The sequence below is a fragment of the Aeromonas sp. 600948 genome, from assembly GCF_049174875.1.
GTDB lineage: Bacteria > Pseudomonadota > Gammaproteobacteria > Enterobacterales > Aeromonadaceae > Aeromonas > Aeromonas veronii_A.
Genome location: NZ_JAAKTY010000038.1, coordinates 1 through 14,428, shown reverse-complemented (window position 1 = coordinate 14,428; position 14,428 = coordinate 1). Strand labels below are relative to the sequence as shown.

Annotated in this window: 12 protein-coding genes, 1 tRNA gene and 1 pseudogene; 4 read left to right on the top strand and 10 right to left on the bottom strand. The window is 57.3% G+C overall.

Annotated elements, in window-relative coordinates; translation table 11 throughout:
- From G5182_RS19930 to fadR, 7 genes and pseudogenes are all read right to left on the bottom strand, one after another.
- Window positions 1–112: pseudogene (locus tag G5182_RS19930) on the bottom strand (IS1595 family transposase); the annotation flags it as partial.
- 124 nt (window positions 113–236) lie between these two features.
- Window positions 237–2,072 carry a sigma 54-interacting transcriptional regulator gene (locus G5182_RS19925; protein ID WP_421254656.1) on the bottom strand — a complete coding sequence of 612 codons (1,836 nt, stop codon included), beginning with the start codon at window positions 2,070–2,072 and terminating at the stop codon, window positions 237–239.
- 283 nt (window positions 2,073–2,355) lie between these two features.
- The gene (locus G5182_RS19920) at window positions 2,356–2,820 is read right to left on the bottom strand and encodes a hypothetical protein (RefSeq protein WP_076491525.1); all 465 of its coding nucleotides are present in this window, start codon (window positions 2,818–2,820) and stop codon (window positions 2,356–2,358) included.
- 224 nt (window positions 2,821–3,044) lie between these two features.
- Window positions 3,045–3,929: an AEC family transporter gene (locus G5182_RS19915; RefSeq protein WP_421252343.1), complete on the bottom strand. Its 885-nt coding sequence runs from the start codon at window positions 3,927–3,929 to the stop codon at window positions 3,045–3,047.
- A gap of 12 nt (window positions 3,930–3,941) precedes the next feature.
- Entirely contained in the window at window positions 3,942–4,499 is a 558-nt protein-coding gene (locus G5182_RS19910) for a YaeQ family protein (RefSeq protein WP_005352343.1), read from the bottom strand.
- Between the two features lie 188 nt (window positions 4,500–4,687).
- Complete coding sequence (locus tag G5182_RS19905) at window positions 4,688–4,828, bottom strand: TIGR02808 family protein (RefSeq protein WP_005345965.1); 141 nt, start codon at window positions 4,826–4,828, stop codon at window positions 4,688–4,690.
- Window positions 4,829–5,093: 265 nt separating this feature from the next.
- Window positions 5,094–5,807 carry a fatty acid metabolism transcriptional regulator FadR gene (gene fadR, locus G5182_RS19900; RefSeq protein WP_026034983.1) on the bottom strand — a complete coding sequence of 238 codons (714 nt, stop codon included), beginning with the start codon at window positions 5,805–5,807 and terminating at the stop codon, window positions 5,094–5,096.
- A 333-nt stretch (window positions 5,808–6,140) separates the two neighbouring features.
- Here fadR and nhaB point away from each other — a divergent pair, with 333 nt between their 5' ends.
- A complete protein-coding gene (gene nhaB, locus G5182_RS19895) occupies window positions 6,141–7,721 on the top strand; it encodes a Na(+)/H(+) antiporter NhaB (protein ID WP_421252344.1) in 1,581 nt (526 codons plus the stop codon).
- Between the two features lie 98 nt (window positions 7,722–7,819).
- A complete protein-coding gene (gene dsbB / locus G5182_RS19890; protein ID WP_005336895.1) occupies window positions 7,820–8,341 on the top strand; it encodes a disulfide bond formation protein DsbB in 522 nt (173 codons plus the stop codon).
- A 79-nt stretch (window positions 8,342–8,420) separates the two neighbouring features.
- Here the strand turns inward: dsbB and G5182_RS19885 are convergent, their stop codons facing one another.
- The 3 genes from G5182_RS19885 to uvrB form a co-directional block, all read right to left on the bottom strand.
- Window positions 8,421–9,068, bottom strand: coding sequence for a DedA family protein (locus G5182_RS19885; protein ID WP_040069761.1), 648 nt, complete (start codon window positions 9,066–9,068; stop codon window positions 8,421–8,423).
- A 179-nt stretch (window positions 9,069–9,247) separates the two neighbouring features.
- A complete protein-coding gene (locus G5182_RS19880) occupies window positions 9,248–9,505 on the bottom strand; it encodes a YkvA family protein (protein WP_005360976.1) in 258 nt (85 codons plus the stop codon).
- A complete protein-coding gene (gene uvrB, locus G5182_RS19875) occupies window positions 9,502–11,514 on the bottom strand; it encodes an excinuclease ABC subunit UvrB (RefSeq protein WP_421254655.1) in 2,013 nt (670 codons plus the stop codon). Before uvrB ends, G5182_RS19880 begins: the two co-directional genes overlap by 4 nt.
- A gap of 133 nt (window positions 11,515–11,647) precedes the next feature.
- On the opposite strand from uvrB, the gene G5182_RS19870 reads away from it, so the two are divergent.
- Window positions 11,648–11,723, top strand: a tRNA-Asn gene (locus tag G5182_RS19870).
- Between the two features lie 773 nt (window positions 11,724–12,496).
- Window positions 12,497–14,182, top strand: a complete 1,686-nt coding sequence (locus G5182_RS19865) for an aspartate:alanine antiporter (protein WP_069555802.1) — start codon at window positions 12,497–12,499, stop codon at window positions 14,180–14,182.
- Window positions 14,183–14,428: the final 246 nt, after the last annotated feature.

The window sequence follows — 14,428 nt, the reverse complement described above, 5'->3', positions numbered from 1 at the left end:
TGAGCGAGGTAATGGTGTGGGGTGCAGTGAGCTCCTGCTGAGCAACACGGCGCTGGCGCAGGGTTAACTGGGGAAAAAGGGACAACAGGTGTTGAAAGGCTGGGGTATCCATGATGGTAGACCTCAAGGTGATGGCCTACTTCAAGATTAGCCTTTCAACACGTAATTGGGACAGAGCCATAAAAAACCCGTGTCGTCTGATAAACGACACGGGCCGGATAGATGTCGCCAGCGCCTCAGCTCTGCACGGCAATCTCGTACTTCTTTATCTTGCGATAGAGGGTAGCAATCCCAATCCCCAGCGCCTGTGCGGCCAGTTTCTTGTTGCCGAGCCGCTGCAGGGTCTCTTCTATCATCTGTTTCTCCATGCTCTCAAGGCCGCTCTCACCAGGGACGGGTTCAGGCAGTTTCTCCGGCGTGGCGGCGAGGGGCGCTGTGGCAGGCACATTGAACGCCGCATCCAGATTGGTCACCGGGATCGACTGGGCGGAGACGTGATGGGGCTCCTGATTGCGGATGATGTTGGGGGGCAGCAGGCTGGCGTCAATCACCTCGCCCGCCTGGCTGACGTTGACCAGATATTCGATGAGGTTGCTGAGCTCGCGCACGTTGCCCGGCCAGCGATACCCCTTGAGCAGCGCCATCACCTCGGGTGCCAGACCGGGATAGACAATGCCAATGCGGCTGGTGTGCAGGCTGAGGAAGTAGTGGGTCAGCAGCTCCACGTCCCCTTCCCGCTCCCGCAGCGGCGGCAGGTTGAGGGGGATGACGTTGATGCGATAGTAGAGATCTTCACGAAACTTCCCTTCGGCGATGTATTGATCGAGATGCTGGTGAGTGGCGGCGATGATGCGAATATCCACCGGTACCGGTCGGCTGGCCCCGATGGGAGTCACCTCCCGCAGCTCCAGCACCCGCAGCAGCTTGGCCTGCATGGTGAGCGGCATGTCGCCAATCTCGTCAAGGAACAGGGTGCCCTGATGGGCCGCCTGGATCAGGCCCTGTTTGCCACCGCTGGAGGCACCGGTAAAGGAGCCCTTCACATAACCAAACAGCTCGCTCTCCAGCAGTTGTTCGGGAATGGCGGCACAGTTGATGGCAATAAAAGGCTTGTCCTGACGCGGACTGAGGCGATGGACAGCGCGGGCCACCACCTCTTTACCGGTGCCACTCTCGCCACAGATCAGCACGCTGGAGGGACTCTGGGCGATGCGGTGCAGCAGCCGCTTGAGGGTGCGCATCGGTTTGCTCTCGCCGATCAGCTGATCGATCCGCACATCCGGATCCGGCTCCTGAACCTGACCGGAGTGGGACTGGTGAAACGCCATCAGAAAGAGCTGCTGGCCCTGCACATGGTGTAGCTGGCCAATGATCAGCTCCTGACGGCCTTCAAAGGTGATGATGTGCTGAAGATGACCACTCAGCCCATGTTGGGAGAAGGTGAGCGGACGGATCCCCACTTCACGCCCCTGCAACTGTTCCTGCTGGCAACCCAGATGATGGAGTGCAGCCTCGTTGGCGTAGAGCAGTTGACTCTTGTCATCGAGCAGCAGGCAACCCTGATCCATGTTGGTCATCAGATTGAGGAACACCTTGTTGACCCCGTCCGACAGCCCGCGTGAATCGAGCAACTTGGCCACAAAGATAGTGGAGATGTGGCGCACATAGTCGCACACATCCTGCAGATTGTTGTTGAGGCGCGCCTGCTGCTCGTCGCTGAAGGCCACCAGACTGATCACCCCTATGCAGCGCTCGTCCACCATGATGGGCACCCCGAGGAAGGCGCGCTCACGGCAGCTCTCCTTGCAGGTACAGCCGTCACACACGGGATCATCGCTGGTGTGGGTAACGATCTTCTCCCGCTGATTATCAATCACATAGCGCAGCAGGCGGGAATCCCCCTCCAGCTGACGTCCGAAGAACTTGCCATAGGGCCCGGTACCAGCCACCCGAACCATATCGGCATCCACAATCTCGACCTCAAGCTGCAGCACACTCGCGAGCATCTTGGCAAAGCGCAAGATGGTCGGCTGGATCTGCATCAACAGACACTGGTTGCTCACGGATCTCATCCATCATTCCTTTTTGTTCTTGTTATCCTCCCCCTAAAGGGAGTCATGCTGGCCAGATACTAAGGGATATCAGGGGGAACTACTTCGGGGGGGATCACGAAAAGGGAAAATGATCCGTATCCTCCGTGACTTCAGAGGCACAGATAAAATTCAATAAAAACATAAAGATGAAAACACATGCAGCAAGATAAACCACTCGGAACAGCCAAGCCTGCTGATCTGCGGAATCCATCGACAAATCATGCTGAAGGTGGGGAAAACAGCCACTGAAATGGCATTTGGCTCACGCGCCACGTACCTGTTTCAAGACTTGACACTCATGGTCGAAATCCGCTTTATCTTGCGGCTGAATGTAACTTTGCCAGCGGGCAAACAGCTCGGCCGTCGGATATCGATGCAGACGAATACCGGTGCGATAGAGTTTGGGAAAGAGCGGGTCTGGCTGGGATCTCACGACCAGACCGCGCAGCTTCTCGCCAGAGGGAATGGCAATCACCAACTCATCCCCCTCTTTCAGCCGTATGGCCCCCAGAATACCGATGCCGCCGATGGCTATGTCGCGCACTACCACATAGGGTACCGGATTGAGCAACTCCAGAAACCAGTTGCGACGGCTGCATTCTGCCTTGTAACCACCACCACTGAGGATAAAACGGCGGTGTCTGCGCCAGTCATAACCGGTAGGCAATGCCGGGTCATAGCGCGATTTTGCCTGCCCCACAGGATCAGATTGCTCACTTGTGCTCATCCGGTTTCCCTCACTGGCATTGGTTGAACAGTGTCAGTCAGCTCTTTTTCATACTATAGCTGTCACCCTTAGGCTCGGGGCTCAGGGGCCGGATACGGGGACGACAGATGTATCACGGAGGCAATGTTGGACAGAAATCGCATGGATTAGATGCGAACGACTGTGACTCGGTTCGATCAAGCAATTGGCCAGTGAGTCGCACCGTCGCACCAATGCAATCTGGCTTAGCCGGGCAGATGAAGTGCCAGCCAGACCGCCAGCGGGATCACCAGCACAGAGAGGGCATTGCCGCCGAGCACGATACTGGCCACCTTGTCCGGCTGGCAGTGATACTGCTCGCAGAGCATGTAATTCAAGACCGCAGGGGGCAAGGAAACCGACAACATCAACAGCGGGATCCACTCCGTCTTGAGCGGCAACAGCCAGATCGCCAGCAGCAGCGACAATCCCCCCGCCAACAGATAGAGCAGGTTGCACTTGAGCGCGAGGCCAAGGTGATCAAGCTCTCCCTCCATCAGGCGAATGCCCAGCGCAAAGAGCATCAGGGGCACCGAGATCTGGCCGAGCAGCGAGGCCGTGGTCACCACATATTCCGGCAGCGTAATGTGCAGGTTGGCCACCAGCAAACCGGCCAGCGCGGCCCACAACACAGGGCTGCGCAGCCATAGCCAGCGGGAGGTATTGGCCGAGAGGATAAACATGCCGACCGAAAAGTGCAGCAGATTGGAGAGCACAAAAAGGATCACGATGGCCCCCAGTTGCTGCTCGCCAAACGCCAGCACCATCAAGGGGATACCGAGATTGCCGGTATTTCGGAACATGGCGGGCAAGATCAGCGCTGCCCGCTCAATCCCTTTGAGTTTGAGCAGCGCGAGCAGCAGACCGGGTAACAGAATAACCAGCGCCCCCGCCGCAATCAGCGGCAGATGCTCCGCCAGCGCCAGCGGATACTTGACCAGCGCGGAGAAGACCAGCGCCGGGGTAAACAGCTCGATATTGGCCCGATTGACGTAACCGAGGGCGGCCCCCGGTTGCAATCGCCCGTAGAGAGCGCCGAGCCCGACCACACCGAACACCGGGATGACGATATTGAGCAGGGCGCTGAACATGGGCGGCGTCCGTTACAGTTCGCGGGCCGGTTTGCCCATCAGCACCACCGGATCCAGCGTTACTTCCAGTGCGCCGTTACTGACCCAGAGCTGACCATCGGAAATGGTGCAAGTGAGCTGCATGGTACGCTCGACCATAGCGGTGAGCGGCAGGGTCTGGCTGTCGGAGAGTTCGATGATGCTGAGGTTGTCATGCTGGCTCAGCTTGCCCTGGTTCTGCTTCCACCAGACGGCTGTACCACGACCGCCGTAGAGGTAGAGCACCACCTGACGGGCGCGGTTACAGGCCTTTTTCAGCCGTTTTTCATCGGGTTGGCCCAGCTCGATCCAGAGCTCTATTTCGTCCGAGTAGTTCTTGCACCAGAGCTCGGGTTCGTCATCGGCGCTCAATCCCTTGGTGAACTCCAGTCGCTCGGCGGCGTGCCAGGCAAAAGCCGCCAGCCGGATCATCATCCGCTCATCGGTTTCGGAGGGGTGGCGCGCCAGCGTGAGGGAGAAGTCCTGATACAGATTGCGATCCATATCAGACAAACTGATCTGGGCCTTGAATACGGTTGCCTTGAGAGCCATAGAAAACCTTGAACCCCTGATAAGAGAAGGGTGAGTGAGAAATACGGGCGCCAGTGTAATCAAAATCGGCGGCAGGTTCGACCATCCTGACCAAAGATTTCCCCTTCCCTGCCGGGATAAGTGCTTTAAAAGACACACAAAACAAATGCCAGTCCGAAGACTGGCATTTGGCGGCATGGAGAAGCGACTCACTTCTCGGCGGACTGTACCCCGAACGCATTCAGCAGCATGCAACAGGTCACTGCCACCGCCACGAATCCGCTCAGAAAGATAAAGGGCATGGCCCCGTATCCCAGTACTGTCCAGATGGTGTGTTCAAGAAGACTCATTGTTGTGTCCTTCATCCGGTGAAAGGTGTGTTCCTTCTGGCGGATATTGGCTCCGCTCTTGATGCCTCCATTTGACCTCAATCAGCGGTTGGGTCCTATGCCACCAAAGTGATAAATGCAGGGTTCATTTGCGCTGGATCAAGCTTTTTGGCCAAATATCCATGCAGTTCAAGCAATTACCATCACCAATCTAGGATAGACACAAACACGGCAGAATAAAAAAACGCGCCGGATGGCGCGTTTCTTGGACAGCACAGGCAAGGGATCAGTTGTCGCACAGATCGCTTGGCATGTCCTGACGCAGGCGGGTCCACAGCTTGCCGGACTCGATACCGTACTGACGCACCGTCATGAACACGGCTTCGTGGTTCTTGGTCTCCGCCAGATTGAGCAGAGTCTTGTAGTAGGCATCTGCGGTCTCGCGGGCCTGCTTGTCGGAGAAGTAGTAGCTGCCAACCCGGCTGTACAACCCTTTGAAACCGTTCAGGATCAAAGCGTAGATCGGATTGCCGGAAGCAAACGCCAGCTGGTGGTGCAGGCGATAATCGAACTCGGCATAAGCCTGAGCGTTGTTCTCGACCCCATCGGCACCACGCAGGATCTCGGCGGCCTGTTCCGGATTGTGACGGATCGCCCCGCGGATAAAGATGGTGCAGATATGGGTACGGGCGGAGAGCAGCTGAGCTATCAGATCAGGTACCTTGTCCTGATCCAGACGAGCCAACGTCTCCAGAATATTGAGGCCGGAGGTTTCCCAGAAATTGTTCACCTTGGTCGGCTTGCCATGCTGTATGGTCAACCAGCCATCACGGGCCAGTCGCTGCAGCACTTCGCGCAAGGTAGTCCGCGTCACCCCGATCAACTCGGATAATTCACGCTCGGCGGGCAGAATAGATCCGGGAGGAAAGCGATTGTTCCAGATGGACTCGATGATGTATTCCTCGGCAAACCCAGCTGGGCTCTGCGCTTTTATAACCATGAATTGACTCTGTTGTAATGCGTAAAAAGGCTGACGAATGATATCAAAGCGATGATGGCTGGCAAGCATAAGGTCAGTCCTCTGCTCACATATGGCAAATATAGTGTTGGGAATATGTATCTAATCGCCACGAGGGAGCCAGCCAACCCCGACAAGGTGGTTATAAAACAGACAGATGGGCAGAGATCCATCGGCTATCATTTATAATCGTCACGCTTTTTGATTAAAATCACGAGGAATCAGACAGATAAAGGCCAACATCCGGAGGCACAGGTCGAATCATCCTTGACTGCATAGAAGCAGATCCTAACAACAAAGTTGAGACCCATTATCATGCCAATAAGCCTAGGGCAGGCATTCGCCAAGAACTTCTTGGGCAATGCACCACAGTGGTATAAAAGCGCCATCTTGCTATTTCTGGTGATCAATCCGATTGCCTTCCACCTTGATCCTTTCATTGCGGGCTGGTTACTGGTCGTTGAGTTTATCTTCACCCTGGCCATGGCCCTCAAGTGCTACCCCCTGCAACCGGGTGGTCTGCTCGCGATCGAAGCCGTGTTGATCGGCATGACCTCCGCCGATCAGGTCAAGCACGAGCTGGTCGCCAATATCGAAGTGCTGTTGTTGCTGGTGTTCATGGTGGCAGGCATCTATTTCATGAAGCAGCTGCTGCTCTATGTCTTCACCAAGCTGCTGATCGGCGTACGCTCCAAGATCCTGCTCTCCCTCTCCTTCTGTCTGGTCTCCGCCTTCCTGTCAGCTTTTCTCGATGCCCTGACCGTGATTGCCGTGGTGATCAGCGTCGCCACCGGCTTTTACGCTATCTATCACAAGGTCTCTTCCGGCAAGGAGTTTGGTCACAGCCATGACCATACCGACGATAATGAAGTGGCTGAGCGCAATCGCCAGGATCTCGATGATTTTCGCGCCTTCCTCCGCAGCCTGATGATGCATGCCGCTATCGGGACCGCGTTGGGCGGTGTCTGCACCCTGGTGGGCGAGCCGCAAAACCTCATCATCGGCGAGCAAGCCAGCTGGAACTTCGCCGAATTTGCCATTCGCATGTCCCCCGTGACCGTCCCCGTCTTTATCTGCGGTCTGCTGACCTGCGTGTTGGTGGAGCAGTTTCGCTGGTTTGGCTATGGCGCCCGCTTGCCGGACACAGTGCGCGCCATCATGGAGGAGTACAACCGCTACGAAGAGGCAAAACGCAGCCCGCAAGACAAGGCCAAGCTGATCGTTCAGGCATTGATTGCGGTCTGGCTGATCGTCGGTCTGGCCATGCACCTGGCAGCCGTTGGTCTGATTGGCCTCTCGGTCATCGTGCTGGCCACCTCCCTGACCGGGATCACCGAGGAGCACTCGCTGGGTAAAGCCTTCCAGGAGGCACTCCCCTTCACCGCCCTGCTGGCGGTCTTCTTCAGCGTGGTCGCCGTCATCATCGATCAGCAGCTGTTCAAGCCGGTGATCCAGCTGGTACTGGCTGCCAAGCCGGAGAACCAGCTGGCTCTCTTCTATCTGGCCAATGGGGTGCTCTCCATGGTCAGTGACAACGTCTTTGTCGGAACCGTCTACATCAACGAAGTCAAGACTGCCCTGCTCAATGGCGCCATTGACCGCGCCCAGTTCGATCTGCTGGCGGTAGCCATCAACACAGGTACCAACCTGCCATCGGTCGCCACCCCCAATGGTCAGGCCGCCTTCCTGTTTATGCTCACCTCGGCATTGGCGCCGCTGCTGCGCCTCTCCTATGGCCGCATGGTCTGGATGGCGCTGCCCTACACATTGGTGCTGGGGCTGATCGGCTTTTTCTCTGTCGAATTGCTGCTTGGTCCTGCCACTGAGTGGTTCTATCAGCACGGATGGCTGGTGATGGAGAGTGCGTTGCCAGCGGTACAGCCGGCACTGCATTAATCCGTTGCGACGGTTTCCGAGGGCCCTTTCAGGGCCCTTTTCTTTTCGGTTCCGCTCTGCTCTAATTCAGCCACTGTTTTTTCTGAGAGATCAATGAGATGATCGAGTTTCTCCGCCGTATCGCCGCCCATCGGCTGGCCTGGGGTCTGTTGGCAGCATCAGCCCTGTTCCTCGAGTTGTGCGCCCTCTTCTTCCAGCATGTGCTGGGCCTCTCCCCGTGCGTGATGTGTGTTTACGAACGGTTGGCGACCCTGGGTGTGCTGGCCGCTGGACTGCTCGGCATGGTGGCGCCGGATAAGTGGTATGTTCGCTGGAGTGCCATGTTGCTGTGGGGCTACAGTGCCTTCCGCGGCTTCCAGCTGGCCCTCAAGCATGTGGACTATCAGGTCAACCCCTCCCCGTTCAACGTCTGCAGCCCGTTTGCCGACTTCCCGAGCTGGGCTCCGCTCGATCAGTGGCTCCCCTGGCTCTTTATGCCGGAAGGGGATTGTGCCCAGATCACCTGGCAGTTCTTCGGTTACTCCATGCCCCAGTGGCTGGTCGTCATCTTCGCCGCTTACCTGTTGGTCTTCACCGTAGTGGCCATCGGCAATCTGGTGAAAGGGCGTTGCTGCAACTGATCATCATGGCCGTGTGGAGATAAAAGGGGGGAGCCATTATGGCTCCCCCCTTTCTCGTTCTGGCTGACCGTATTTCTGGTTACGCCCTGGCAGTGCTCATCTTGGCCTTGACCGCGCCAATTACCATGGGCAACAGGGAAATACCGATGATGCCGAAGATCAGCAGGGTAAAGTTGTGACGCACCACCGGCAGATTGCCAAAGAAGTGGCCGGCATAGACGAAGGAGAGTACCCACAGCAGGCCGCCAACCAGGTTGAACGCTAGGAAGCGCGGATAGGTCATGGCCCCCATCCCTGCAACGAACGGCGCAAAGGTGCGCACGATAGGCAGGAAGCGGGTGATGATGATGGTCTTGCCGCCATGCTTGGCATAGAAAGCGTGGGTCTTCTCCAGATAGTCGCGGCGGAAGATTTTGGAGTCCGGGTTACGGAACAGCTGCTCGCCGAAGAAGTGACCAATGGTGTAGTTGACCACGTTGCCCAGCACAGCTGCGATGATCAGCACGGCCGCCAAGGTGTGGACGTCCAGCACACTGCCCACGGTAAGCGCACCGGCGGCAAACAGCAGGGAGTCACCCGGCAGGAACGGCGTCACTACCAACCCTGTTTCACAGAAGATGATCAGAAACAGGATGGCGTAAACCCAGACGCCATAGTTCTCGAACAGCTCTTTCAAATGCACGTCAACGTGCAGGATAAAGTCGATTGCAAAGAGGATCAGATCCATTTTTTCCATACCCATAAAGTGAACGGCGTGGAGTCTACGCCAATGCCATCCGGGCGACAATCACCGGGGCAGCCTCTTTTTTGTCCCGCAGTGCCCACCTTCAAATGAAACCGTTTTTCCGCTTCCTTCGAGGGTGGGAGCACAAAGAGAGAAGCCGAGTATGTTGTTGAAAAGGTGAACTAGGAGGCCTGTTCCAGATCGCTGCGCACTGCGGGGGGCAAACAACGCTCCCAGCCCCATAGCAACACCAGCAGCAGGGTCACATCATCGAACCAGCCCAGCAAGGGCACCACGTCAGGGATAAGATCCACCGGACTGATGCCATAGAGCAGGATAAGGATCACCAGCCCCCTCGCCCACCAGGGGGTACCGGGATGGCGAAAGCCCTGATAGAGACGACGAAGTCGTTGCCAAATCAGCCAGCGTTTGCGGCTCATGATTCGATCAACTCGCTGCGCAACCGCTGGATCTGATCCCGCAGTGCCGCCGCCTGTTCGAACTCCAGATCCCGGGCATGCTGGAACATCTGCTCCTCCATCCGCTTGATCTCTTTGGCAATCTCGCTGGCTGAGCGGACATGGTATTCCCCTTGCGGCTCGGCCGCCTTGCGCATCCCCTTGCCAGGTTTGCCTGCCGTGCGGCTGCCTCCCATGTCCATCACATCGCCAATGGACTTGTTGAGCCCTTTGGGGGTGATGCCATGCTTGAGGTTATGGGCATGCTGCAAGGCGCGGCGCCGCTCGGTCTCCTCAATGGCGACCTTCATCGAGTTGGTGATGGTATCGCCGTAGAGAATGACCTTGCCGTTGAGGTTACGCGCCGCCCGGCCGATGGTCTGGATCAGCGAGCGAGTGGAGCGCAGGAAGCCCTCTTTATCCGCATCCAGAATTGCCACCAGCGACACTTCCGGCATGTCGAGACCTTCCCGCAGCAGGTTGATGCCCACCAGCACATCGAACTTGCCGAGGCGCAGATCGCGAATGATCTCCACCCGCTCGACCGTGTCGATATCGGAGTGGAGGTAGCGCACCTTGACGTCGTGCTCCGCCAGATACTCGGTCAAGTCTTCCGCCATCCGCTTGGTCAGGGTAGTAACCAGCACCCGCTCCTCGACGGCGACCCGCTTGCGGATCTCGGAAAGGAGATCGTCCACCTGAGTGGTCACCGGACGCACCTCGATCTCCGGATCGAGCAGGCCGGTAGGGCGCACCACCTGCTGCACCACATCGCCGCCGGACTTCTCCAGCTCGTAGGGGCCGGGAGTCGCCGAAACAAACACAGTCTGCGGCATCAGCGCTTCAAATTCGTCGAACTTGAGCGGCCGGTTGTCCAGCGCCGAGGGGAGCCGGAAGCCGTACTCCACCAGGGTCTCCTTGCGGGAGCGGTCCCCTTTGAACATGGCGCCAATCTGCGGCACCGTGACGTGGGACTCATCGATGATGAGCAGGCCATCCCCTGGCAGGTAGTCAAACAGGGTGGGCGGCGGCTCCCCCGGCGCACGGCCGGAGAGATAGCGGCTGTAGTTCTCGATGCCGGAGCAGTAACCCAGCTCCTGCATCATCTCCATGTCGAACTGGGTGCGCTGGCTGATGCGCTGCTCTTCCACCAGCTTGTTTAGGGACAACAGCTGCTCGCGGCGACTGCGCAGCTCCTCCTTGATATGCTCGATGGCGCCGAGAATGGTCTCGCGCGGGGTGGCGTAGTGGGTCTTGGGGTAGATGGTGTAGCGCACAACCGTCTGCTCGATAGCGCCGGTCAGGGGATCGAACTGGGAGAGGCGCTCCACCTCTTCATCAAACAGCTCTACCCGCAGCGCCAGCTTGTCAGATTCGGCGGGGTAGATGTCGATCACCTCCCCCCGCACCCGGAAGGTGCCGCGCTGGAACGCCATGTCGTTGCGGGTGTACTGCAGCTCTGCGAGGCGACGCAGGATATCCCGCTGGTTGATCACATCCCCCACTTTGAGATGCAACATCATGCTCAGATAAGCTTGGGGATCCCCCAGACCATAGATGGCCGACACCGAAGCAACGATCACCACATCGCGCCGCTCCAGCAACGCCTTGGTGGCCGACAATCGCATCTGCTCGATGTGATCGTTGATGGAGGCATCCTTCTCTATAAAGGTGTCGGTGGTCGGCACATAGGCTTCGGGCTGGTAATAATCGTAGTAGGAGACGAAATACTCCACCGCGTTGTCGGGGAAGAACTCCTTCATTTCACCATAGAGCTGGGCGGCCAGGGTCTTGTTGGGAGCCAGGATCATGGTCGGGCGGTTCAGGGTGGCGATGACGTTGGCCATGGTGAAGGTCTTGCCCGAACCGGTCACCCCGAGCAGGGTCTGATGGGCCAGCCCTGACTCGATGCCATTCAGCAGTTGGGCAATCGCCGTGGGCTGATCCCCGGCGGGTTGAAACTGGCTGGCTAACTTGAACAATTTGCTCATGAACACTCCCGACACAAAACAGCAGGAGAGCAGTGTAACCGAGGGGCTGGCAGCGGTACACCCGTGCCATCATCCCGCGAATGGCTTGACCACCTCGGACACCTTCTGTATGATGCTCCTCCTTGCCTGATGTTCCCCCGTAGTTCAGTCGGTAGAACGGCGGACTGTTAATCCGTATGTCACTGGTTCAAGTCCAGTCGGGGGAGCCAATTCCTCACCATCTCGGTGCAAGTTATCCACTTTAGTGCCCTCCTCTGCCAATTTTAATGCACAAGATCCTTCTTGCTGCTGACGCTCCCTTTTGTTACCCGTCCCGGCTCGACAGAGTTTTCTCCTGTCGCATCTAACTATTTGATTTTTATACAAACATTTTTCTTCCGGTATTTTTTGAACAGCCCTTGCATCCCAGTACTGGCGCGGCTTTCAGGGCGATGAACAAGTTTCATAAACAGGGTTATCCACAGAATCTGTGGGTAAGTGCAGCAAGCCCTGTCAGGACGCGGGATTGCCCTTGATGGCCCCCGGCAAAGAGTCATTTTGCTGGCTAACCTGATTTTATGCTGTTTTTTTGCCCCCTCAGGAACAGCGGGGTGACAGGCTCTATTGGCACTTTTCAGAGGCATCTTTTTGCCAACCCATGCCCCGTGGGAGAACGGGTAAATATCAAGCTGATTTGCCCCTCAGCCAACCATGGTGGCCATCGGTTGAATCTGCTGAAACTGATCCCCGCCAAGCGGCCGGACAGCAGAATCTAAAATATCGGCCTGCGCCAGAGCACTTCGGTCGCGGGCAGCAGATTTCACTAATTGACAACGACGGTTACAGCAAAAATTGCCAGATTTCTTCCACTTGTCTCCCTATCACGCCGCCGGCTCCACAGATAGCGTCCGATAACGTCCGATTAATCGCACCCTTGCGCTTCTTTATTGGGGATAGATCCGGCACAATATCGACCCCACTTTTTTCCTCGGTTTTTCCGGGCATGACCATAGATTTCGTGACACTGCTACATCAAAGCGACTCCCTGCTGCTCTTCGTGGTATTGGCCTTCGGCCTGCTGCTTGGCAAAGTGCGGATTGGCAACTTCCAGATTGGCAACACCATAGGTGTGCTGTTTACCGCCCTGCTGTTTGGCCAGATGGGCTTCGAGTTTACTGCCACCACAGAAAACGTCGGCTTTATGCTCTTCATCTTCTGTGTGGGGATTGAGGCTGGCCCCCACTTCTTCAGCGTCTTCCTGCGCGATGGCATCCACTACATCACCCTGACTCTGGTGATCTTGCTGACAGCTCTGCTGCTGACAGTGGGGCTGGCCAAGTTCTTCAATCTGGGGCCAGGCATGGCGGCGGGGATCCTGGCGGGTTCCCTCACATCGACCCCGGCGCTGGTGGGTGCACAGGATGCCCTGCGCAGTGGTCTGCTCAACCTGCCCCATCAAACCGATATGCAGGCGGTACTCGATAACATGGGCATCGGCTACGCCCTGACCTATCTGGTGGGTCTGGTTGGTCTGATGCTGGTGGTGCGCTATCTCCCGTCACTGGCACGACTCGATCTCAATACCGAAGCGCAAAAAATCGCCCGTGAGCGGGGTCTCTCCGACAGCGACAGTCGCAAGACCTATCTACCCATCATCCGCGCCTATCGGGTCGGCCCCGAGCTGGCGGCATGGATAGGTGGTCGTACCCTGCGAGAGACCGGCATCTATCCCCATACCGGTTGCTATGTAGAGCGGATCCGCCGCAACGGCATTCTGGCCAGTCCCGATGGCGATGCCGTCATTCAGGAAGGGGATGAGATCGCCCTAGTGGGCTATCCCGAGAGCCACGAAAAGCTGGATGTAAACTACCGCAACGGTAAAGAGGTGTTCGACCGCAACCTGCTTGACCTACAGATCGTCACCGAAGAGATAGTGGTAAAGAATGACTCCGTGGTAGGCCGCCATCTGGTGGAGCTCAACCTCACCGAAAAAGGGTGCTTCCTCAACCGGGTGGTACGCTCCCAGATCGAGATGCCGTTCGATCGCAACATCATGCTGCAAAAAGGCGACGTGCTGCAGATCAGTGGCGAGAAACAGCGGGTCAAACTGCTGGCCAACAAGATCGGCTTTATCAGCATCCACAGCCAGACCACAGATCTGGTGGCTTTCACCACCTTCTTCGTGCTGGGCCTGCTGATCGGCTCCGTTTCGCTGGTGTTCGGTCAGATCGAGTTTGGCCTCGGCAACGCCGTCGGCCTGCTGCTGGCAGGCATTCTGATGGGTTACCTGCGGGCCAACCACCCGACGGTCGGCTATGTGCCGCCCGGCGCGCTCAGATTGGCCAAGGATCTCGGTCTGGCGGTCTTTATGGTGAGCACGGGACTGAAAGCCGGTGGCGGCATCCTCGACCACCTCAGCGAGGTAGGTACGGTAGTGCTCTTCTCCGGCATGCTGGTGACCACCTTGCCGGTGCTGGTAGGCTATCTGTTCGGGGTCTGGGTGCTCAAAATGAACCCGGCGCTGTTGCTCGGTGCCATCACAGGTGCCCGTACTTGTGCCCCGGCGATGGATGTGGTCAACGAGGCAGCCAACAGCTCCATTCCGGCGCTCGGATATGCCGGTACCTATGCGGTGGCCAACGTGATGCTGACGCTGGCGGGCTCCTTTATCATCGGCTTCTGGTTCTAGCCAACAGCCATCACATTACCGCTAACAAAGAAGGGAGCCTCAGGCTCCCTTCTTGCTATCTGCCCCGCTAGAGAGATGTAGATCAGGTTCATTGGTGTGGCGTCACCTCCCCCCACCATCTGCGCTGAAATCTGCCACCAACCCACTCTTCCTATTCCACAGTGGCCGATGCTCTGCTCTGCTCTGCTCTGCTCTGCTCTGCTCTGCTCTGCTCTGCTCTGCTCTGCTCTGCTCTGCTCTGCTCTG